Here is a 20,668-nt window from a genome sequence, read left to right on the forward strand (position 1 = left end):
GCCGTAGCGCCCCGCCCCCTCTGGGCTCCACTGGAGTCCACCGAGGGGGGGCGGGGCGTTCTCGGGTCGCGGGTCCGGAGGCGGATCCTGCGGCGGGGATGTGTTGCGGGGACGTCTTGTCGGGTGCCCCCGCCCGTGGTCGGCTGGCCCCATGTCCGTACGTACTGAACGCGAAGGGCCCGTCACCACCATCGTGCTGTCCCGGCCCGCCGCCCGGAACGCCGTCGACGGGCCCACCGCCCGCGCCCTCGCCGACGCCTTCCGTGCCTTCGACGCCGACCCGGACGCCTCCGTCGCCGTCCTGTGGGGCGAGGGCGGCACCTTCTGCGCGGGCGCCGACCTCAAAGCCATCGGCACCCCCGACGGCAACGACGTGACGGAGGACGGCGAGGGGGACGGCCCCATGGGGCCCACCCGGATGCGCCTGTCCAAGCCGGTGATCGCCGCGATCGCCGGTCACGCCGTCGCGGGCGGCCTCGAACTCGCCCTCTGGTGCGATCTGCGGGTCGCCGAGGAGGATGCCGTCCTCGGGGTCTTCTGCCGCCGCTGGGGTGTCCCGCTCATCGACGGCGGGACGGTACGGCTGCCGCGGCTGATCGGCGAGAGCCGTGCCATGGACCTGATCCTGACGGGCCGTCCGGTGGGCGCGGCCGAAGCGCTCGCCATGGGCCTGGTCAACCGCACGGTGCCCACCGGCACCTCGCGCGCCGCGGCCGAGCGCCTCGCCGCCGAGATCGCCGCGTTCCCGCAGACCTGCCTGCGGCACGACCGGCTCTCCCTCCTCGAACAGGGCGGCCTGTCCGAACAGGAGGCGATGGCGGGGGAGTTGCGGCACGGCCTGCACTCACTGGCCGAGGCCGCCGAGGGAGCCGCCCGCTTCACGGCGGGCGCGGGCCGGCACGGGACGTTCACGGAACGGTGACCCGCCCGCCCCCCCGCCACCGGCTGACCGCGCCCAATGCGAATACGCGCCCCCACCGAACGCGCGCCCGACCCGGACTCGCGCTCCTATCCGACTCGCGCCCGACCCGGACTCGCGCTCCTACCCGACTCGCGCCCGACCTGGACTCGCGCCCCCACCGAACGCGCGCCCGACCCGGACTCGCGCTCCTACCCGGCTCGCGCCCGACCTGGACTCGCGCTCCTACCCGGCTCGCGCTCCTACCCGGCTCGCGCTCCTACCCGGCTCGCGCCCCGACCCGGACTCGCGCCCCGACCCGGACTCGCGCCCGACACGGACTCGCGCCCCTACCCGACTCGCACCCCACCCCAACTCGCGCCCTACCCGAGTTCCGCCGCATACGGAGGTTCCGCGCCCGTCCGCGAGCAGGTGACCGCCGCTGCCCGCGCCGCGAACCGCAGGACGTCCGACCAGGTCTCGGCGTCCAGCCCGGCCACCGCTTCCGGCGAGAGCGCGTCCCGGGTCGCGAGGCCGTGCAGCAGCGCGGCGTTGACCGTGTCGCCCGCGCCGATCGTGTCCACCACGTCGACCGGCTCGCCGGGAACGCGCAGCTCGTCCCCCTCCCGCGTATACAGCCACAGGCCCTCGCCGCCGCGCGTGACGACCACGGCCGACGGCCCGGACGCCAGCCACTCCCGCGGGGTGCCGCCGAGCCAGTCGGCGTCCTCCTGCGACAGCTTGAGCAGCGACACCGACGGCAGCCAGCTCTTGAACCGCGCGCGGTACGCGTCCGCGTCGGGGATCAGCGCGGCTCGTACGTTCGGGTCGAGCGCCGTGAACACCCCGCGCCCCGCCGCCCGGCGCAGCAGTTCCTCGTACGCGCTCGCGCCCGGTTCGAGGACGAGCGAACACGTGCCGAACGACATCGCGCGTACGCCGTCGGGAAGCCGGTCCGGAGCGGTGAACAGGCGGTCGGCCGTGCCCTCGACGTAGAAGGAGTACCCGGCGGAGCCGTCCGCGCCGACCGAGGCGACGGCGAGCGTCGTCGGCTCGGGGCCGCGCTGCACGTACGACAGATCGACACCGGCCGCCCGCAGCCCGCCGAGGAGCGCCTCGCCGAACGCGTCGCGTGACACGCGCGAGCAGAACGCGACGGGTGAGCCGAGGCGGCCGAGCGCCACGGCGGTGTTGTACGGGCCGCCGCCGAGGCGGGGCGCGAGCGGGGGCAGCCCGGCGTCCTGGTCCGCCTCCTGCGGCACGAGGTCGATCAGGGCCTCTCCTGCGACGACTATCACGGGCGGTTCCTCTCGGGCGCTGCCTGGCTCGGCTCGGGCCGCGCGGCGCGGCGCGCGCCCGGCATCCCGCTCAGGCTAGGCCGTGCGCGGCCCTTCGGCAGGAAGCGGGCGGCACTCGGGCACGCCCGCGCCCAAACCGGCCCCGAAGCCGCGCGCCGGTATGGTCTGATCCGTCACCGAAACGTCCCTGACCTGTGGAGACACCATGCCCGGCACGCCCCCCGCCCGCCGCACCGTGCTGCGGGCCGCCGCTCTCGCCCCGGCCGTCGGGCTCGGCCTCACCGCCTGCGCCTCGGACGACGGCGGATCGAACAGGTCGGCGCCGACCGCGCCGGTGGACCTCGGGAAGTCCGACGACGTGAAGGTGGGCGCCTCGAAGCTGTACACGGACAAGAACGTGGTCGTCAGCCGGATCTCCGACGACGAGTACAAGGCGTACAGCACGATCTGCACACACGCGCGGTGCCCGATCAAGACGCTGGAGGGGCACAAGCTCATCTGCCAGTGCCACGGCAGCCAGTTCGACGCCACGAACGGCAAGGTGCTGAAGGAGCCGGCCGTCAAGCCGCTGGCCGAGCTGCCGGTCAAGGTGGAGAACGGCAAGATCATCGCGGGCCCCCGGAACCCCGGCAACGGGGACACGCCCTAGCTCACCCCGAGGCCCCTACTCCCAGTCCCACGCGATCCCCAGCAGCCCCGCCCGTACCTGTGGCTCCACCAGATGCACCGAGCGGTGGCTGCCGCTCAAGGTCAGCTCCTGCCGGCCCCCGCGCGGCCCGGCGGCCGACTGCTGGGCGAAGCGGTGGCAGCGTACGGGCAGGGCCAGCTCGTCGAAGCGGATCTGGAGCGCGTACTGCCCGCCCGCGTACGTGAAGCCGCGCACGTACTCGGTGGCCGTCCCCGCCGTGCCGTCCTCGAAGCCGTACGCGAACAGATGCGTGTCGCCCGCCCGCAGCCGCGCGTCGAAGAGCAGTTCGGCGACAAGCACCCCCGTCCCCTCATGCCAGCGCACGCGCCCGGTACGGCAGTTCTCCAGGGCCCGTACGCGTACGCGGTCCGGGGCGCAGCCCGGGTCGCCGTGGTGGATGGCGACATAGCGGTCCACGCCGTCGCGGTGGGCGCGTACGACGTGCTGCGACTCGCGGCCCACCAGCTCGCGGCGCGCGCCGATCCGCACCCGCTCGTGGTGGCCGATGGTGTGCAGCCCGCCGTCGACCGGCGAGCCCAGCTCGGTCAGGAGCGCGCGCAGCACGTCGGAGGCCTCCACGAGGGAGCGGTACGAGCGGGCGGCGGGCCGTTCGGTGTCGGCGCGCTCGGCGGGGTGGGCGAGGAGCCGGAGCAGTGACTCCTCGGGGAGCTGAAGGATCTCCTCCAGGGCGCGTACGGCGCGCAGCGACTCGGCGCGCTGGGGGCGCCGGGCGCCCTGCTGCCAGTAACTCAGGCTGGTCACCCCGACGTTGATGCCGTGCTGGGCCAGATGGTGACGCACGCGCTGCAAGGGCAGTCGCCGGACGGCGATCGCGGTGCGCAGCGCGAGGTGGAAGGGGCCGGTGCGCAGGGCGGCCGTCAGCTCCGCCGGTTCGTCGTCCGCCATCCATGCCGCGTCCGCGGGCACGCCGTGTGCGAACCGTGTGCCGTGTCGCATGCGGGCCCCTTTCTGTGAACGTTCACTCAAGCCGCCCGGCGTTCGTGCCGGTCGGAGCGGGTCGCCAGGTCGGCGTACGACGTCCGTTCACATCCGTACGCCGCCGTTCACGGCCCAAGTAATTCCGCATTGAAGCGTGTTGACCTGCACTCGACAACACTCGATGCTCAACGCAGCGTCCGGACGCGCTCCTCCACACCCCACATCCCGCTCGGGAGGAACGCGATGCGCCCACCGATCAGCAGGACCAGCAGCACAGGCAGACGCAGATATCTCTGCGCGCTCGCCGTCGTCGCCGCCGCGCTCCTGACCGCCCCCACGGCCACGGCGGCCCCCGCCCCCACCACCTCCGCCGCCCCCGTCACGTCCGCCGCGCCCGCCGCCTCCGAGGCGAGCGGCACGGGCGCCGCCGACGTCTCCGCCCTCGCCGCGAGGCGCCTGAACATCACCATGCAGGCGCAGCAGAAGACCAACTGGTGCTGGGCCGCGGGCGGCAACACCATCGCGGCCTTCATGGGCCGGAACTACAGCCAGAACCAGTTCTGCAACGCCGCCTTCGGGCGCAGCCAGAACACCGAGTGCCCCAACAACCAGGCCACGCTCGGCAATGTGCAGAACGGCCTGCGCTGGACGGGCATCAACCCCGGTTCGTACGTCACCGGGTGGCTGCGCTACTCCACGGTCAAGACCGAGGTCGACGCGGGCCGCCCGGTCGAGACCCGCATCCAGTGGTCCAACGGCGGCGGTCACATGCACGTCCTCTACGGCTACGACGACGCCAACAGCTGGGTCTACTGGGGCGACCCCTGGCCCTCCAGCGACCGCTACAACTGGGCCTCGCACGCCTGGTACGTCGACAACAACACCTTCTCCTGGACCCACTCGCTCTACCGGATAGGGGCGTGAGAGCGATGACCCGTCACCTTCCCCGCCACCTGGCCAGGGCCGCGCTCGCCACATCGGCCGCCACCCTGCTCGTGGGCCTCGCCACCCCGGCCGCCACCGCCGACTCCGGTCCCCCCGCCCCCTCCGCGGCCTCCCGTGACGCCGCGCACAAGGCGGCGCAGGCGCCGAAGACCCTGGAGACGCTCTCCCGCTTCTTCTCCCGGGAGGGCGCGGTCACCAGGGCCGCGGCCGACCCCCGGGTCGAGGGCAAGGCCGTACCGGTGTACTACCTCTCCCCGGAGTTCGTCGCGGGCAAGAAGGGCGCCCCGGTCGCCCGCCTGGAGTTCCTCGCCAGCAAGGCCGTCTCCTCGGACGGCCAGGAGGCCTCCCTGTGGACGGTCGAGCGAGGCGGGTCGTGGCAGGTCGTGAACATCGCCACAGGGGACGACGAGACCCGCTACGCGCGCGCGGGCGCCAAGAAGCTCCCCGGAGGCACCGTCTTCCACGAGCCGCAGATCAACGCCTGGTACGTGCAGGGCCACGCGCGCGTGCTGCCCCTCGACAAGGACGCGGTGCGAGCGGTGGGCGCCGACGGCACCTCGCTGGCGGCCTATCGCAAGCGCGTCCAGAAGGCGTACGGCGACAAGCTGCCGGGCTCCGCGTACGAGAAGTCGGGCAAGGCGGGCGGCTACGACGACGCGAAGGCCGGACAGGGGGCGGGGCGGACCTCGGAGCAGGCCTCCGGGCAGACCTCGGGTGAGGGCCCGGTCACGGTCGCCTCGTCGCTGGCGGGCGCGGGCGCCCTGGTCGCCCTCGGCCTCTCCGGTACGGCGCTCATGCGGCGCCGCGCCGCCCGGCAGCGGGGTTGACCCGGGGGGACGGTGGCCGGGACGCCGGCCACCGTCCCGTACGCCGTCCCGCAGCCTCGCCCGCCCGGAGCGTCGGCGGCCCGCGTGGACTGTCAGTGCACGCCAGTAGGCTGTCCGACATGGCCGACCCTTCCAGCTACCGCCCCAAGCCGGGACAGATCCCCGACGCCCCGGGGGTCTACAAATTCCGCGACGAGCACCGCCGGGTGATCTACGTCGGGAAGGCCAAGAGCCTGCGCCAGCGCCTGGCCAGCTACTTCCAGGACCTGGCGAATCTGCACCCCCGCACCCGCTCCATGGTGACGACCGCCGCCTCCGTCGAGTGGACGGTGGTGAACAACGAGGTCGAGGCGCTCCAGCTGGAGTACTCCTGGATCAAGGAGTTCGACCCCCGGTTCAACGTCAAGTACCGCGACGACAAGAGCTATCCGTACCTCGCGGTGACGATGAACGAGAAGTTCCCGCGCGTGCAGGTGATGCGCGGCCACAAGAAGAAGGGCGTGCGCTACTTCGGCCCCTACGGCCACGCCTGGGCGATCCGCGACACCGTCGACCTCCTCCTGCGCGCCTTCCCGGTGCGCACCTGCTCCGCGGGCGTGTTCAAGAACGCCACCCGCACCGGCCGCCCCTGCCTGCTCGGCTACATCGGCAAGTGCTCGGCGCCCTGCGTGGAGCGCGTCACCCCCGAGGACCACCGCGAACTCGCCGAGGACTTCTGCGACTTCATGGCGGGCCGCACCGGGACGTACATCCGCCGTCTCGAGCGGCAGATGGCGGACGCGGCCGAGGAGATGGAGTACGAGCGCGCGGCCCGCCTGCGCGACGACATCGACGCCCTCAAGAAGGCGATGGAGAAGAGCGCCGTCGTCCTCGCCGACGCCACCGACGCCGACCTCATCGCCCTCGCCGAGGACGAGCTGGAGGCCGCCGTCCAGATCTTCCACGTCCGGGGCGGCCGCGTGCGCGGCCAGCGCGGCTGGGTCACCGACAAGGTCGAGGCCGTCACCAGCGGCGACCTCGTCGAGCACGCGCTCCAGCAGCTCTACGGCGAGGAGACCGGCGACGCCGTGCCCAAGGAGGTGCTGGTCCCGGCCCTGCCCGAGCCCCTGGAGCCGGTCCAGGAGTGGCTGACGGAGCGCCGCGGCGCCAACGTCTCGTTGCGCATCCCGCAGCGCGGCGACAAGAAGGCCCTCATGGAGACCGTCGCGCGCAACGCCCAGCAGTCCCTGGTCCTGCACAAGACCAAGCGCGCCTCCGACCTCACCACCCGCTCCCGCGCCCTGGAGGAGATCGCGGCCGCCCTGGAGCTGGACAGCGCGCCCCTGCGCATCGAGTGCTACGACATCTCGCACCTCCAGGGTGACGACGTCGTGGCGTCGATGGTCGTCTTCGAGGACGGCCTCGCCAGGAAGAGCGAGTACCGCCGCTTCCAGATCAAGGGCTTCGAGGGCCAGGACGACGTCCGCTCCATGCACGAGGTGATCACGCGCCGCTTCAAGCGCTACATCTCCGACAAGGAAAGGACGGGGGAGTGGTCCCCGGAGGACGCCGCAGACACCCCGGACGCAGGCGCTCCGGACACCATCGATGCCAACGGCCAGGTCCCCGCCGACGGCCTCACCGAGGAGGACGGCCGCCCCAAGCGGTTCGCGTACCCGCCGCAGCTCGTCGTCGTCGACGGCGGCCGGCCGCAGGTGGCAGCCGCCCAGCGGGCCCTCGACGAGCTGGGCATCGACGACATCGCGGTCTGCGGCCTGGCCAAGCGCCTGGAGGAGGTCTGGGTCCCCACCGAGGAGGACCCGGTGATCCTGCCGCGCACCAGCGAGGGGCTCTACCTCCTCCAGCGCGTACGTGACGAGGCGCACCGCTTCGCCATCACCTACCAGCGCGCCAAGCGGGCCAAGCGCTTCAAGGCGGGGCCGCTGGACGAGGTGCCGGGCCTCGGCGACGCCCGCAAGCGGACGCTGATCAAGCACTTCGGTTCGGTGAAGAGACTCCGATCCGCGACAATCGACCAGATCTGCGAGGTTCCGGGCATAGGCCGCAAGACGGCCGAGGCCATCGTGGCGGCCTTCGCCCGGGCGGCACCCGCCGCCCCCGCCGTGAACATGGCGACCGGAGAGATCATGGAAGACGAGGAGCCCACCTCGGCGGGCGCCTCGGACACTGGAGCCGAGGAGCCCGTGACGGCGGGTGCCTCGGACGGTGTGACCGAGGAGCCCGTGACGGCGGCGCTCCCCGGCAGCGAGACCGAGGAGCCCACCTCGGCGGGCGCCTCGGGTAGTGCGGTCGAGGTGCCCGCCCCGGCGGGCGTCTTTGGCGGCGAGGACGAGGAACCCGTGACCGCGGGTCCCTCCGGCAGCGCAGACGAGGAGCCCGTGACCGCGGGCGCCGCAGAGGAACGACGGGGGCAGCAGACATGAGCGAGCACGACGAAGGTGGAGAGCAAGTGAGTGCGGGCACGCCCATCGAGACGCCAGGGGTGCCGGAGGCGGCGATCCCCGAACTGGTGATCATCTCCGGTATGTCGGGCGCCGGACGCAGTACGGCCGCCAAGTGCCTGGAGGACCTCGGCTGGTTCGTGGTCGACAACCTGCCGCCCGCGCTGATCCCCACGATGGTGGAGCTGGGCGCCCGCTCGCAGGGCAACGTCGCCCGCATCGCGGTCGTCGTCGACGTCCGCGGCCGGCGCTTCTTCGACAACCTCCGCGAGTCCCTCGCCGAGCTGGAGTCGAAGAACGTCACACGGCGCATCGTCTTCCTGGAGTCCTCCGACGAGGCCCTGGTGCGCCGCTTCGAGTCGGTCCGCCGTCCGCACCCGCTCCAGGGCGACGGCCGCATCGTCGACGGCATCGCCGCCGAGCGCGACCTGCTGCGCGAGCTGCGCGGCGACGCCGACCTCGTCATCGACACCTCCAGCCTCAACGTGCACGAGCTGCGCGCCAAGATGGACGCCTCGTTCGCGGGCGAGGAGGAGCCCGAGCTGCGGGCCACCGTCATGTCCTTCGGCTTCAAGTACGGGCTCCCGGTCGACGCCGACCTCGTCGTCGACATGCGCTTCCTGCCGAACCCCCACTGGGTCCCCGAGCTGCGCCAGTACACCGGCCTGAACGAGGAGGTGGCGGCGTACGTCTTCAACCAGCCCGGCGCCAAGGAGTTCCTCGACCGCTACGCCGAGCTGCTCCAGCTCATCGCCGCGGGCTACCGCCGCGAGGGCAAGCGTTACGTGACGATCGCGGTCGGCTGCACCGGCGGCAAGCACCGCTCGGTGGCCATGTCGGAGAAGCTCGCGGCACGCCTGGCCTCCGAGGGTGTGGAGACCGTCATGGTCCACCGGGACATGGGGCGCGAGTGAAGCCGACCCGCCGGACCGTCCGCCTGACCCGTCTGGGCCGCAAGCGGGGCACCCAGCCGAAGGTGGTCGCGCTCGGCGGGGGCATGGGCCTGTCCGCCTCGCTCGCCGCGCTGCGCCGCATCACCGGGGCCGGTGACCTCACCGCCGTCGTCACGGTCGCCGACGACGGGGGCTCCAGCGGCCGCCTCCGTGACGAGCTGGGCGTGCTGCCTCCCGGCGACCTGCGCAAGGCGCTCGCCGCGCTCTGCGGCGACGACGACTGGGGCCAGACCTGGGCCCGCGTCATCCAGCACCGCTTCCAGTCCCGCGGCGACCTGCACGAGCACGCGGTCGGCAATCTCCTGATCGTCGCCCTGTGGGAGCAGCTCGGCGACCACGTCCAGGCCCTGGACCTGGTCGGCCGCCTGCTCGGCGCCCAGGGCCGGGTGCTGCCCATGTCGGCCGTCCCCTTGGAGCTACAGGCCCTGGTCAAGGGCCACGACCCGGCCCGCCCCGACGACGTGGACACCGTCCGCGGCCAGGCCACGGTGGCCCTCACCCCGGGCGAGGTCCAGTCCGTGCACGTCGTCCCGCACGACCCGCCGGCCGTCCCCGAGGCGGTCGCCGCCGTGCTCGACGCGGACTGGGTCGTGCTCGGACCGGGCTCCTGGTTCTCCTCGGTGATCCCGCACCTGCTGGTCCCCGAACTGCTCGACGCGCTCACCGAGACGAAGGCCCGCAAGGTCCTCCCGCTCAACCTCGCGCCGCAACCGGGAGAAACCGATGGCTTCTCTCCGCAGCGTCATTTGGAGGTTTTGGCCCGACACGCCCCTAAACTCGCCCTGGACGTGGTGCTGGCCGACGAGGCCGCCGTGCCCGACCGAGAGTCGCTGACCGATGCCGCGAAGCGGCTCGGCGCGACGGTCGAGCTGGCGCCGGTGGCCCGGCCCGACGGGACTCCGAGGCACGATCCGGAGCTCCTGGCAGCCGCGTACGACCGTATTTTTCGGATGCATGGAAGGATCGGCCCATGGCGATGACGGCAGCGGTGAAGGACGAGATCTCCCGGCTCCCCGTCACCCGGACCTGCTGTAGGAAGGCAGAGGTCTCGGCGATCCTGCGGTTCGCGGGCGGCCTTCACCTGGTGAGCGGCCGCATCGTGATCGAGGCGGAGCTGGACACCGCGATGGCGGCACGACGCCTGAAGCGGGACATCCTGGAGATCTTCGGGCACAGCTCGGAGCTGATCGTGATGGCCCCCGGCGGCCTGCGGCGCGGTTCGCGTTACGTCGTTCGGGTGGTCGCGGGCGGCGATCAGCTGGCCCGGCAGACCGGCCTCGTGGACGGCCGCGGCCGTCCCATCCGGGGCCTGCCGCCGCAGGTGGTCTCGGGGGCCACCTGCGACGCGGAGGCGGCCTGGCGCGGAGCGTTCCTCGCGCACGGCTCGCTCACCGAGCCCGGCCGCTCGTCCTCCCTGGAGGTCACCTGCCCCGGCCCGGAGGCCGCGCTCGCGCTCGTCGGCGCCGCGCGCAGACTCCAGATCGCGGGCAAGGCGCGCGAGGTGCGGGGCGTGGACCGGGTCGTCGTACGCGACGGGGACGCGATCGGCGCGCTGCTCACCCGTCTCGGGGCGCACGAGTCGGTGCTCGCCTGGGAGGAGCGGCGGATGCGGCGCGAGGTGCGCGCCACCGCCAACCGCCTGGCCAACTTCGACGACGCGAACCTGCGCCGCTCGGCCCGCGCGGCCGTCGCCGCCGGTGCCCGCGTGCAGCGCGCCCTGGAGATCCTCGGCGACGAGGTGCCCGAACACCTGGCGGCCGCCGGGCGGCTGCGCATGGAGCACAAGCAGGCCTCCCTGGAGGAGCTGGGCGCCCTCGCCGATCCGCCGCTGACCAAGGACGCCGTCGCGGGCCGCATCCGCCGGCTGCTCGCCATGGCCGACAAGCGGGCCCAGGACCTGGGCATCCCCGGCACGGAGTCCAATCTGACCGAGGAGCTGGCGGACAACATGGCGGTCTGACCCCAGGTCCTGACCGCACCGCACCGCAGGCCACGTGAGCCGCCGGCGCCCCACACGGCACCGGCGGCTTTCGCGTACCCGCCCCCGCCTTCCGCGCCCCCGCCCCATGGCACCCTCACCCGCTGTATTGACATGATCATGCACTGTCACGAGCCTTGCATCCGGCACATCTGTGCCGGACAACCGCAAGGGGGGCACATGAGACGAAGAGCGAGCGCGAGATCGATCCTCGCCGCGAGCGCACTGCTCATCGGCGGTCTCGCCGCCGCGCCGCACGCCCAGGCGAGCGGACCCGCGAAGTCACCGGCAGCCGACGACGACCCGGCGGCCGTGAAGGTCTACCAGGCCGACGTCACCAAGAAGCAGATACCGATCCTGATCAAGGCGGGCCAGGACGCCCACGAACTCGCCGGACAGGCACCCGAGCGCGGCACCGGCCGCGTCGAGCTGTATCTGACCGAGGGCCAGGCCAAGGAGATCGAGCGCCAGGGCATCGAACTCAGCGAGCACAAGGTGTCCCCGGCCGCGGAGAAGAGGGTCGAGGCCGCGGGCGACGGCGTCTACCGCCCGTACAGCGGAAAGGGCGGCCTCAAGGAGGAGATCGTCAGGACCGGGCAGGCCCACCCCGGCCTCACCAAGGTCGTCTCCATCGGCAAGACCCTTCAGGGCAAGGACATCCTCGCCCTGAAACTCACCAAGAACGCCAAGAAGTCCAAGGACGGCTCCAAGCCGTCCACGCTCTACCTGTCCAACCAGCACGCACGCGAGTGGATCACCCCCGAGATGACCCGCCGCCTGATGCACCACTACCTGGACAACTACGGCAAGGACAAGCGCGTCACCAAGCTGGTGAACTCCACCGAGCTGTGGTTCGTGCTCTCCGCCAACCCCGACGGCTACGACTTCACGCACGCCGCCGACGGCGAGCGCCAGTGGCGCAAGAACCTCCGCGACATCGACGGCGACGGCCGGATCGCCCCCGGCGACGGCGTCGACCTCAACCGCAACTTCGCCTACAAGTGGGGCTACGACAACGAGGGTTCCTCCCCCCACCCCTCCTCGGAGACCTACCGCGGCGCAGGACCCATGTCCGAGCCCGAGACCAAGGCGCTCGACCGCTTCCAGAAGCGCATCGGCTTCGAGTACGGCGTCAACTACCACTCCGCGGCCGAACTGATCCTCTACGGAGTGGGCTGGCAGGTCGCCACGCCCACCCCGGACGACGTGCTCTACAAGGCACTCGCGGGCACCCCCGAGAAGCCCGCGATACCCGACTACCACCCACAGGTCGCCTCCGAGCTGTACACCACCAACGGCGAGGCCGACGGCCACGCGGGCAACATCAACGGCATCCCGATGTTCACCCCCGAGATGTCCACCTGCCAGACCGCCTCGAACGTCGACCCCGGCGACGCCTGGCGGCCCGAGGACTGCGCGTCCATCTTCACCTTCCCCGACGACGAGAAGCTGATCCAGCAGGAGTTCGCGAAGAACGTGCCCTTCGCGCTCGCCGTCGCCGAGACAGCACTCCACCCGGACCAGCCGGTCTCCGTCACCGGCATCGAGGCCCCGGACTTCACCCCGGACACCTTCTCCACCTCGTACGCCCGCGGCGGCGACCAGGAAGTCGCCGTCACCGCCCGCAAGTCCGTGCGCGGCAAGGAGCTGAGGTACCGGATCAACGGCGGCCGCACGCACGACGGGAAACTCAAGGCATGGAAGGGCGGCGAGACCTACGGCGGTGCGGACAACCTCCACTTCGACCAGTACCGCGCCGAGGTCGAGGGCGCCCGCGCGGGCGACAAGGTGGAGGTGTGGTTCACGGGCCGCACCAAGAAGGGCCGCGCCCAGAGCGAGCACTTCACGTACACCGTCGCCGAGCGCCCGAAGGGGAGCGCGCTCGTCGTCGCCGAGGAGGGCGCCCCGGCCGCCCAGACCAAGAAGTACGTCGACGCCCTGAAGGCCAACGGACGCTCCGCCGCCGTCTGGGACGTCGCCGAGCGAGGTGCCCCGCACCCGCTGGGCGTCCTGTCGCACTTCTCCGTAGTCGTGCACCACACCGGCGACCCCGTCCCCGGCGCACCCACCCAACTCGCCCTGCGTGCCTACCTCAACGAGGGCGGCAAGCTCATCGAGTCCGGTGAGCGCACCGGCGGGGACGTCGACCTGGGCGAGGCCCTGACCGACGACTTCGCGCAGTACTACCTCGGCGCCTACGAACGCCTGCCCGCCCCCGGCGTCAAGAGCTTCAAGGGCAGCGGCGCGCTCGGCCGGGTGAACACCCCGCTCGCCGACGCCGGCGCCAACCCGCCGGACAAGGCCGGCCGCTTCACCGTCACCTCCGACAACCTGCCCGCCAGGCAATTCCCGCAGTTCAAGAGCGCCGCCGCGGGCTCCTACCCCGGCCTCACCAACCCGTACGCGCCCTACGAGGGCCAGGGCATGGCCTCGGCCACCCACGCCGACCGGGACTACAAGCGGCTCACCCGCACCCTCGACCTGACCGGCGTCTCGGCCGCCGACCGGCCCGAGCTGCGGCTGGCCCTCAACTGGAGCCTGGAGCCCGGATACGACCACGGGCTGCTCGAAGCCCGTACCCCGGGCGCCGACGACTGGACGACGCTGCCCGACAGGAACGGCAACTCCCGGGCCACCGTGCCCGCCGAGTGCGCCGCCGGGTTCCTCCTCAACGGCCACCCCTTCCTTCGCCACTACCTGACGCTCGGGGCGGGCGGCTGCACGGCCACCGGCAGCAGCGGCTCCTGGAACAGCTTCACGGGCTCCTCCGGCGGCTGGAAGCCCGTCGCCTTCGATCTGAGCGCCTACGCGGGCAAGAAGGTCGAGGTCTCCCTCGCCTCCGTCACCGACCCCTCCAGCGGGGGGCGCGGCCTCTTCGCCGACGAGGCGCAGCTGGTCATCGGCGGCGATGTCAAGGAGACCGAGGGATTCGAGACCTCGCTCGGCTCCTGGAAGGTCTCCCCGCCCCCGGCCGGGAGCCCCAATATCACAGGCGACTGGAGCAGCTCCGGGGAGCTGTACAAGCCCTACGCGGCGGTTACAGCGCGTGACAGCGTGCTCCTCGGCTTCGGTCTGGAGCATGTGCCCGGAAGCGCAGAAAGGGCCGCTCTTATGGGCGCCTCCCTGGCACATTTGCGCAGCTGACACGGCGTAATCGGGACCAAGGTCCCGGTGGCCCGTACCCCTACTGAGGGGTACGGGCCTTTGTGCCGCTTCCAGCCCCACTCAATGTCACCTCGGGGCCTTCGGAGAGGTAGGGTCGGAGGCGGTCGGGGACATCCCATACAACTCGCCGGCGTCTAAAACCGGCGTACCAACGAGGAGATCGGTTTCGTGACGATCCGCGTAGGCATCAACGGCTTTGGCCGCATCGGTCGCAACTACTTCCGCGCACTGCTCGAGCAGGGCGCGGACATCGAGATCGTGGCTGTCAACGACCTGGGTGACACCGCGACCACCGCACACCTTCTGAAGTACGACACCATCCTGGGCCGCCTCAAGGCCGACGTGTCGCACACCGAGGACACCATCACCGTCGACGGCCGCACCATCAAGGTGCTGTCCGAGCGCAACCCCGCGGACATCCCGTGGGGCGACCTCGGCGTCGACATCGTGATCGAGTCCACGGGCATCTTCACGAAGAAGGCCGACGCCGAGAAGCACATCGCCGGCGGTGCCAAGAAGGTCCTCATCTCGGCTCCGGCCAAGGACGAGGACATCACCATCGTGATGGGCGTCAACCAGGACAAGTACGACGCGGCCAACCACCACGTCATCTCCAACGCCTCCTGCACCACCAACTGCGTGGCGCCGATGGCCAAGGTCCTCGACGAGAACTTCGGCATCGTCAAGGGCCTGATGACGACGGTCCACGCGTACACCAACGACCAGCGCATCCTGGACTTCCCGCACTCGGACCTGCGCCGCGCCCGCGCCGCCGCGGAGAACATCATCCCGACGACCACCGGCGCCGCCAAGGCCACCGCCCTGGTCCTGCCGCAGCTCAAGGGCAAGCTGGACGGTATCGCCATGCGCGTCCCGGTCCCCACGGGCTCCGCCACCGACCTGGTCGTCGAGGTCTCCCGCGAGGTCACCAAGGACGAGGTCAACGCCGCGTTCAAGAAGGCCGCCGACGACGGCGACCTGAAGGGCTTCCTCTTCTACACCGAGGACCCGATCGTGTCCTCGGACATCGTCGGTGACGCGGCCTCCTGCACCTTCGACTCGTCCATGACGATGGTCCAGGACGGCAAGTCGGTGAAGATCCTCGGCTGGTACGACAACGAGTGGGGCTACTCCAACCGTCTGGTCGACCTCACGGTCTTCGTCGGCGGTCAGCTCTAATATCCAGAGCAGGCATCTCGATGTGAGCACAGGGTCTGTCCCGCGCACCGCCGCGCCGGACGGGCCCTGTTGCATGTCATTGCATGTCAGCCCTCCCAAGGAGTCCAGTAGTGAAGACGATCGACGCACTTCTCGCCGAAGGGGTCAACGGCAAGCGGGTGTTCGTCCGCGCCGACCTCAACGTGCCGCTCGCCGACGGCACCATCACCGACGACGGCCGCATCCGCGCCGTCCTGCCGACCGTCAAGGCCCTCGCCGACGCGGGTGCCAAGGTCGTCGTGGCCTCCCACCTGGGCCGCCCCAAGGGTGCCCCGGACCCGGCCTTCTCACTGCGCCCCGCCGCCGAGCGGCTCGGTGAACTCCTGGGCGCGCCCGTCGCGTTCGCGCAGGACACCGTCGGCCCCGCCGCGCACGACGCGGTGGACGGCCTGGCGCCCGGCCAGGTCGCCGTCATCGAGAACCTCCGCTTCAACGCGGGCGAGACCAGCAAGGACGACGCCGAGCGCGGCGAGTTCGCCGACAAGCTCGCCGCCCTCGCGGACATCTACGTGGGTGACGGCTTCGGCGCCGTGCACCGCAAGCACGCGTCCGTGTTCGACCTCCCGGCCAAGCTGCCGCACTACGCGGGCCACCTCATCGCCACCGAGGTCGGCGTCCTGAAGAAGCTCACCGACGACGTGAAGCGGCCCTACGCCGTGGTCCTCGGCGGCGCCAAGGTCTCCGACAAGCTCGGCGTGATCGACCACCTCCTGGAGAAGGCCGACCGCATCCTCATCGGCGGCGGCATGGCCTACACCTTCCTCAAGGCCCAGGGCCACGAGGTCGGCATCTCGCTCCTCCAGGAGGACCAGATCCCGGCGGTCAAGGAGTACATGAAGCGGGCCGAGGCGAAGGGCGTCGAGTTCGTCCTCCCCGTCGACGTGCTGGTCTCCCCGGACTTCCCGGACCTGAAGACCAAGGCCCCGGCCAACCCCACCACGGTCGCCGCCGACGCCATCCCGGCCGACCAGGAGGGTCTCGACATCGGCCCCGAGACCCGTAAGCTCTACGCCTCGAAGCTCGCCGACGCGGCCACCATCTTCTGGAACGGCCCGATGGGCGTCTTCGAGCACCCCGACTACGCCGAGGGCACCAAGGCGGTCGCCCAGGCGCTCCTCGACACCTCGGCCTTCACGGTCGTCGGCGGTGGCGACAGCGCCGCCGCCGTGCGGACCCTGGGCTTCGACGAGAACGCATTCGGCCACATTTCCACCGGTGGCGGCGCCTCCCTCGAATACCTCGAGGGCAAGACGCTCCCCGGCCTCGCGGCACTGGAGAACTGACACCTGATGACTACGCGCACCCCGCTGATGGCGGGCAACTGGAAGATGAACCTCAACCACCTTGAGGCCATCGCCCACGTCCAGAAGCTGGCCTTCGCCCTGGCCGACAAGGACTACGAGGCCTGCGAGGTCGCCGTCCTGCCGCCCTTCACCGACCTGCGCTCCGTGCAGACCCTGGTCGACGGCGACAAGCTCAAGATCAAGTACGGCGCCCAGGACATCTCGGCGCAGGACTCCGGTGCCTACACCGGCGAGATCTCCGGCCCGATGCTGGCCAAGCTGAAGTGCTCCTACGTGGCCGTGGGCCACTCCGAGCGCCGCCAGTACCACAACGAGACCGACCAGATCTGCAACGCCAAGGTGAAGGCCGCCTACAAGCACGGCCTGACCCCGATCCTCTGCGTCGGCGAGGGCCTGGAGATCCGCAAGGCGGGACAGCAGGTCCAGTACACGCTGAACCAGGTCGACGGCGGCCTCAAGGACATCCCGGCCGAGCAGGCCGAGTCCATCGTGATCGCCTACGAGCCGGTCTGGGCGATCGGCACCGGTGAGGTCGCGACCCCCGAGGACGCGCAGGAGGTCTGCGGCGCGATCCGCGGCCGCCTCGCCGAGCTGTACTCGCAGGAGCTGGCCGACAAGGTGCGCATCCAGTACGGCGGCTCGGTGAAGTCCGGGAACGTCGCCGCGATCATGGCCCAGCCCGACGTCGACGGCGCCCTCGTGGGCGGCGCCGCGCTCGACTCGGACGAGTTCGTCAAGATCGTCCGCTTCCGCGACCAGTGAGTATGCGGTAGCGGCGATACGTCGTACCCTGACGGGGGCCGAAGCCTGCCTTCGGCCCCCGTCGTCGATTCAGATCCGAGGAAGTTGGTCCAGCCGTGGTTATGGGGTTCTCGATCGCCCTGATCGTCTTCAGCGCTCTGATGATGCTTCTGGTGCTGATGCACAAGGGCAAGGGCGGCGGTCTCTCCGACATGTTCGGTGGCGGCATGCAGTCGTCCGTCGGCGGCTCCTCCGTCGCGGAGCGCAACCTCGACCGCATCACGGTCGTGGTCGGTCTGCTGTGGTTCGCGTGCATTGTCGCGCTGGGCCTGCTGATGAAGGCGAACAACTAGCGCCAGGCACTGGTCGCTTGTCCGGTGCGAGCCCGCCTGCGCGGCTTATCATGGGGCTTGCGTCCGGGGGAGGGGTGTAACTCCCGACACTGGACGCGCGTTGGGCCTTACGTAAACTGAGGCGCCCGCAGCAGCACCATCACGCAGGGAGTTACGACCGTGGCAAGTGGCAACGCGATCCGAGGAAGTCGGGTCGGGGCGGGGCCGATGGGCGAGGCCGAGCGCGGTGAGTCCGCCCCGCGACTGCGCATCTCCTTCTGGTGCTCCAACGGGCACGAGACACAGCCGAGCTTCGCCAGCGACGCGCAGGTCCCCGACACGTGGGACTGCCCCCGCTGCGGCTTCCCAGCAGGTCAGGACCGGGACAACCCGCCGGACCCGCCGCGCACCGAGCCGTACAAAACGCATCTGGCGTATGTGCGTGAGCGGCGCAGCGACGCGGACGGCGAGGCGATTCTCGCGGAGGCACTCGCCAAACTGCGGGGCGAGATCTAGCACTTGGAAAACGGCCGGGCACCGAGAAGGTGCCCGGCCGGTTTCTTATCTCGGTACGGGTACGGACAGACAGCTTCAGACATCTCATACCGCCCTCTGATCCATTAGGTTGGGCTGCACCATTAAATGGGGCAGCGGGACAAGGTACGTACGCGGGTACGAGAGAAGGCTGAAGTCCGAGATGAACGCAGAAAGCCGCGCCAGGCTCAATCAGACACCCGAGTGGACGGCGCTCGCCGCCCACCGCGAGCAGCTCGGGGAGGTGCGGCTGCGCGATCTGTTCGCCGCGGACCCGGCGCGCGGCACCGCGTACACCCTCCAGGTCGGTGACCTGCACATCGACTACTCCAAGCACCTCGTCACCGCGGAGACGCTGACGCTGCTGCGCGACCTCGCCGCCGCCACCGACGTCTTCGGCCTGCGGGACGCCATGTTCCGCGGCGAGAAGATCAACACCACCGAGGACCGCGCCGTCCTGCACACCGCGCTGCGCGCCCCGCGCGACGCCGTCATCATGGTCGACGGCGAGAACGTGGTACCGGCGGTGCACGCCGTCCTCGACAAGATGAGCGCCTTCTCGGAGAGGATCCGCTCCGGCGAGTGGAGCGGCCACACCGGCAAGCGCATCAAGAACATCGTCAACATCGGCATCGGCGGCTCCGACCTCGGCCCCGCCATGGCGTACGAGGCGCTGCGCTCCTTCACCGACCGCGACCTCACCGTCCGCTTCGTGTCGAACGTGGACGGCGCCGACCTGCACGAGGCCGTGCGGGACCTGGACGCCGCCGAGACGCTGTTCATCATCGCCTCGAAGACCTTCACCACCATCGAGACGATCACCAACGCCACCTCCGCGCGCGACTGGCTGCTCACCGAGCTGAAGGCGGGTCAGGACGCGGTCGCCAAGCACTTCGTGGCCCTGTCGACCAACGCCGAGAAGGTCTCCGACTTCGGCATCGACACGGCGAACATGTTCGAGTTCTGGGACTGGGTCGGCGGCCGCTACTCGTACGACTCCGCCATCGGCCTCTCCCTGATGATCGCCATCGGGCCCGACCGCTTCCGCGAGATGCTCGACGGCTTCCACCTCGTCGACAAGCACTTCCACGCCGCGCCCGCCGAGTCCAACGCCCCGTTGCTGATGGGTCTGTTGGGCGTCTGGTACGGCAACTTCCACGACGCGCAGTCGCACGCGGTGCTGCCGTACTCGCACTACCTCGCCAAGTTCACGGCCTACCTCCAGCAGCTGGACATGGAGTCCAACGGCAAGTACGTCGACCGGGGCGGCCGGGAGGTCGACTGGCAGACCGGCCCGGTCGTCTGGGGCACGCCCGGCACCAACGGCCAGCACGCGTACTACCAACTCATCCACCAGGGTACGAAGTTGATCCCGGCGGACTTCATCGGCTTCGCCGAGCCGGTCGCCGATCTGGCCCCCGGCCTGGTCGCCCAGCACGACTTGCTGATGGCCAACTTCTTCGCGCAGACCCAGGCGCTGGCGTTCGGCAAGACGCCCGACGAGGTGCGCGCCGAGGGTGTGGCGGAGGAACTGGTCCCGCACAAGACGTTCAAGGGCAACCACCCGACGACGACGATCCTCGCCAAGGAACTGACCCCCTCGGTCCTCGGCCAGCTCATCGCGCTCTACGAACACAAGGTGTTCGTCCAGGGCGCCATCTGGAACATCGACTCCTTCGACCAGTGGGGCGTCGAACTCGGCAAGGTCCTCGCCAAGCGCGTCGAGCCCGCGCTGACCGAGGGCGCCGAGGTGCCCGACCTGGACGGTTCGACCACCGCACTGGTCGCCAAGTACCGGGATCTGCGCGGTCGTTGAGCGACACGCGCTGTTAATCGGATGCGAGTGCCCCGCCCGGCGGGTGACACTGCTTCGGCTCTGTCACCCGTCGGGAGGACCGCCATGGACCAGCTGCTCGCCGCGCTCGCCGACCCCGAGAGACTGCGGCTGTACGCGCGCATCGTCCTCGACGACCTGCCGCCGCGCGAGGCCGACTCGCCCGCCGCCCGCAAGCATCTGGGCCGGCTCCTGGCCGGCGGGCTCGTGGAGCGGCTGCCCGACGGGTCGCTCCGGGCCGACCCGGCGGTCTTCCGGCGGGGGCCCGGCCCGGTGGACACCCACCCGACCGTGCCGCGCCGCCTCACCGGCTTCTTCGCGCACGGCCGCCTCACGGCCATTCCCGTACGGCCCGTCGTACGCCACGAACTCCTGGTCCATCTGACGGACACCCTCTTCGACGCCGACCGGGCCTACAGCGAGCGCGAGGTCAACGACGCGTTCCGCACCGTGCACGACGACACCGCGGCGCTGCGGAGGCACTGCGTCACCGACGGCCTCTTGGAGCGCGCGTCGGACGGCAGCAGTTACCGCCGCGTCCACGCCCGCGCGTAAGAGCCTGTGTCATCACCC

At 71.0% G+C, this 20,668-nt stretch carries 18 protein-coding genes; 16 read left to right on the forward strand and 2 right to left on the reverse strand.

Annotation, left to right across the window (positions count from 1 at the left end):
* Nucleotides 1-151: 151 nt before the first annotated feature.
* Nucleotides 152-922, forward strand: coding sequence for a crotonase/enoyl-CoA hydratase family protein (locus IG54_RS0116965; protein WP_030784120.1), 771 nt, complete (start codon nucleotides 152-154; stop codon nucleotides 920-922).
* A 359-nt stretch (nucleotides 923-1,281) separates the two neighbouring features.
* Here the strand turns inward: IG54_RS0116965 and IG54_RS0116970 are convergent, their stop codons facing one another.
* Nucleotides 1,282-2,196 (reverse strand): carbohydrate kinase family protein, encoded by a 915-nt coding sequence (locus IG54_RS0116970; RefSeq protein ID WP_030784122.1) that lies wholly within the window; start codon nucleotides 2,194-2,196, stop codon nucleotides 1,282-1,284.
* Nucleotides 2,197-2,401: 205 nt separating this feature from the next.
* Here IG54_RS0116970 and IG54_RS0116975 point away from each other — a divergent pair, with 205 nt between their 5' ends.
* A complete protein-coding gene (locus IG54_RS0116975) occupies nucleotides 2,402-2,845 on the forward strand; it encodes a Rieske (2Fe-2S) protein (protein ID WP_030784125.1) in 444 nt (147 codons plus the stop codon).
* A gap of 15 nt (nucleotides 2,846-2,860) precedes the next feature.
* On the opposite strand, the gene IG54_RS0116980 is transcribed toward IG54_RS0116975, so the two are convergent.
* Nucleotides 2,861-3,841 carry a hypothetical protein gene (locus IG54_RS0116980; RefSeq protein WP_030784127.1) on the reverse strand — a complete coding sequence of 327 codons (981 nt, stop codon included), beginning with the start codon at nucleotides 3,839-3,841 and terminating at the stop codon, nucleotides 2,861-2,863.
* 225 nt (nucleotides 3,842-4,066) lie between these two features.
* Here IG54_RS0116980 and IG54_RS0116985 point away from each other — a divergent pair, with 225 nt between their 5' ends.
* The 14 genes from IG54_RS0116985 to IG54_RS43790 all read left to right on the forward strand — a co-directional run bounded on the left by IG54_RS0116985 (nucleotide 4,067) and on the right by IG54_RS43790 (nucleotide 20,650).
* Complete coding sequence (locus IG54_RS0116985; RefSeq protein WP_030784130.1) at nucleotides 4,067-4,747, forward strand: papain-like cysteine protease family protein; 681 nt, start codon at nucleotides 4,067-4,069, stop codon at nucleotides 4,745-4,747.
* Between the two features lie 5 nt (nucleotides 4,748-4,752).
* Complete coding sequence (locus tag IG54_RS0116990) at nucleotides 4,753-5,595, forward strand: hypothetical protein (protein ID WP_030784133.1); 843 nt, start codon at nucleotides 4,753-4,755, stop codon at nucleotides 5,593-5,595.
* A gap of 119 nt (nucleotides 5,596-5,714) precedes the next feature.
* Complete coding sequence (gene uvrC, locus IG54_RS0116995) at nucleotides 5,715-8,018, forward strand: excinuclease ABC subunit UvrC (protein ID WP_234336210.1); 2,304 nt, start codon at nucleotides 5,715-5,717, stop codon at nucleotides 8,016-8,018.
* Nucleotides 8,015-8,950, forward strand: a complete 936-nt coding sequence (rapZ, locus tag IG54_RS0117000; protein WP_030784139.1) for an RNase adapter RapZ — start codon at nucleotides 8,015-8,017, stop codon at nucleotides 8,948-8,950. Before uvrC ends, rapZ begins: the two co-directional genes overlap by 4 nt.
* A complete protein-coding gene (locus IG54_RS0117005) occupies nucleotides 8,947-9,969 on the forward strand; it encodes a gluconeogenesis factor YvcK family protein (RefSeq protein ID WP_030784142.1) in 1,023 nt (340 codons plus the stop codon). The genes rapZ and IG54_RS0117005 overlap by 4 nt, the downstream gene beginning before the upstream one ends.
* Nucleotides 9,960-10,949: a DNA-binding protein WhiA gene (whiA, locus tag IG54_RS0117010; protein WP_030784145.1), complete on the forward strand. Its 990-nt coding sequence runs from the start codon at nucleotides 9,960-9,962 to the stop codon at nucleotides 10,947-10,949. The genes IG54_RS0117005 and whiA overlap by 10 nt, the downstream gene beginning before the upstream one ends.
* Nucleotides 10,950-11,147: 198 nt before the next feature.
* On the forward strand, nucleotides 11,148-14,111 hold the full coding sequence (locus IG54_RS0117015; RefSeq protein WP_030784148.1) for a M14 family metallopeptidase: 2,964 nt from the start codon (nucleotides 11,148-11,150) through the stop codon (nucleotides 14,109-14,111).
* 189 nt (nucleotides 14,112-14,300) lie between these two features.
* Nucleotides 14,301-15,311 carry a type I glyceraldehyde-3-phosphate dehydrogenase gene (gene gap / locus IG54_RS0117020; protein ID WP_030784152.1) on the forward strand — a complete coding sequence of 337 codons (1,011 nt, stop codon included), beginning with the start codon at nucleotides 14,301-14,303 and terminating at the stop codon, nucleotides 15,309-15,311.
* Nucleotides 15,312-15,421: 110 nt separating this feature from the next.
* Entirely contained in the window at nucleotides 15,422-16,633 is a 1,212-nt protein-coding gene (locus IG54_RS0117025; protein WP_030784155.1) for a phosphoglycerate kinase, read from the forward strand.
* A 6-nt stretch (nucleotides 16,634-16,639) separates the two neighbouring features.
* Nucleotides 16,640-17,416, forward strand: a complete 777-nt coding sequence (gene tpiA / locus IG54_RS0117030; protein WP_030784157.1) for a triose-phosphate isomerase — start codon at nucleotides 16,640-16,642, stop codon at nucleotides 17,414-17,416.
* A gap of 101 nt (nucleotides 17,417-17,517) precedes the next feature.
* Complete coding sequence (gene secG, locus IG54_RS0117035) at nucleotides 17,518-17,748, forward strand: preprotein translocase subunit SecG (RefSeq protein ID WP_030784160.1); 231 nt, start codon at nucleotides 17,518-17,520, stop codon at nucleotides 17,746-17,748.
* A gap of 159 nt (nucleotides 17,749-17,907) precedes the next feature.
* Nucleotides 17,908-18,243, forward strand: a complete 336-nt coding sequence (locus tag IG54_RS0117040) for an RNA polymerase-binding protein RbpA (protein WP_003957010.1) — start codon at nucleotides 17,908-17,910, stop codon at nucleotides 18,241-18,243.
* 181 nt (nucleotides 18,244-18,424) lie between these two features.
* Nucleotides 18,425-20,077 (forward strand): glucose-6-phosphate isomerase, encoded by a 1,653-nt coding sequence (gene pgi, locus IG54_RS0117045; protein ID WP_030784163.1) that lies wholly within the window; start codon nucleotides 18,425-18,427, stop codon nucleotides 20,075-20,077.
* Nucleotides 20,078-20,161: 84 nt separating this feature from the next.
* Nucleotides 20,162-20,650, forward strand: coding sequence for a DUF2087 domain-containing protein (locus tag IG54_RS43790; RefSeq protein ID WP_078594185.1), 489 nt, complete (start codon nucleotides 20,162-20,164; stop codon nucleotides 20,648-20,650).
* The last annotated feature ends 18 nt before the right edge of the window (nucleotides 20,651-20,668 follow it).

The sequence above is a fragment of the Streptomyces sp. NRRL S-920 genome (assembly GCF_000717945.1).
GTDB lineage: Bacteria > Actinomycetota > Actinomycetes > Streptomycetales > Streptomycetaceae > Streptomyces > Streptomyces alboniger.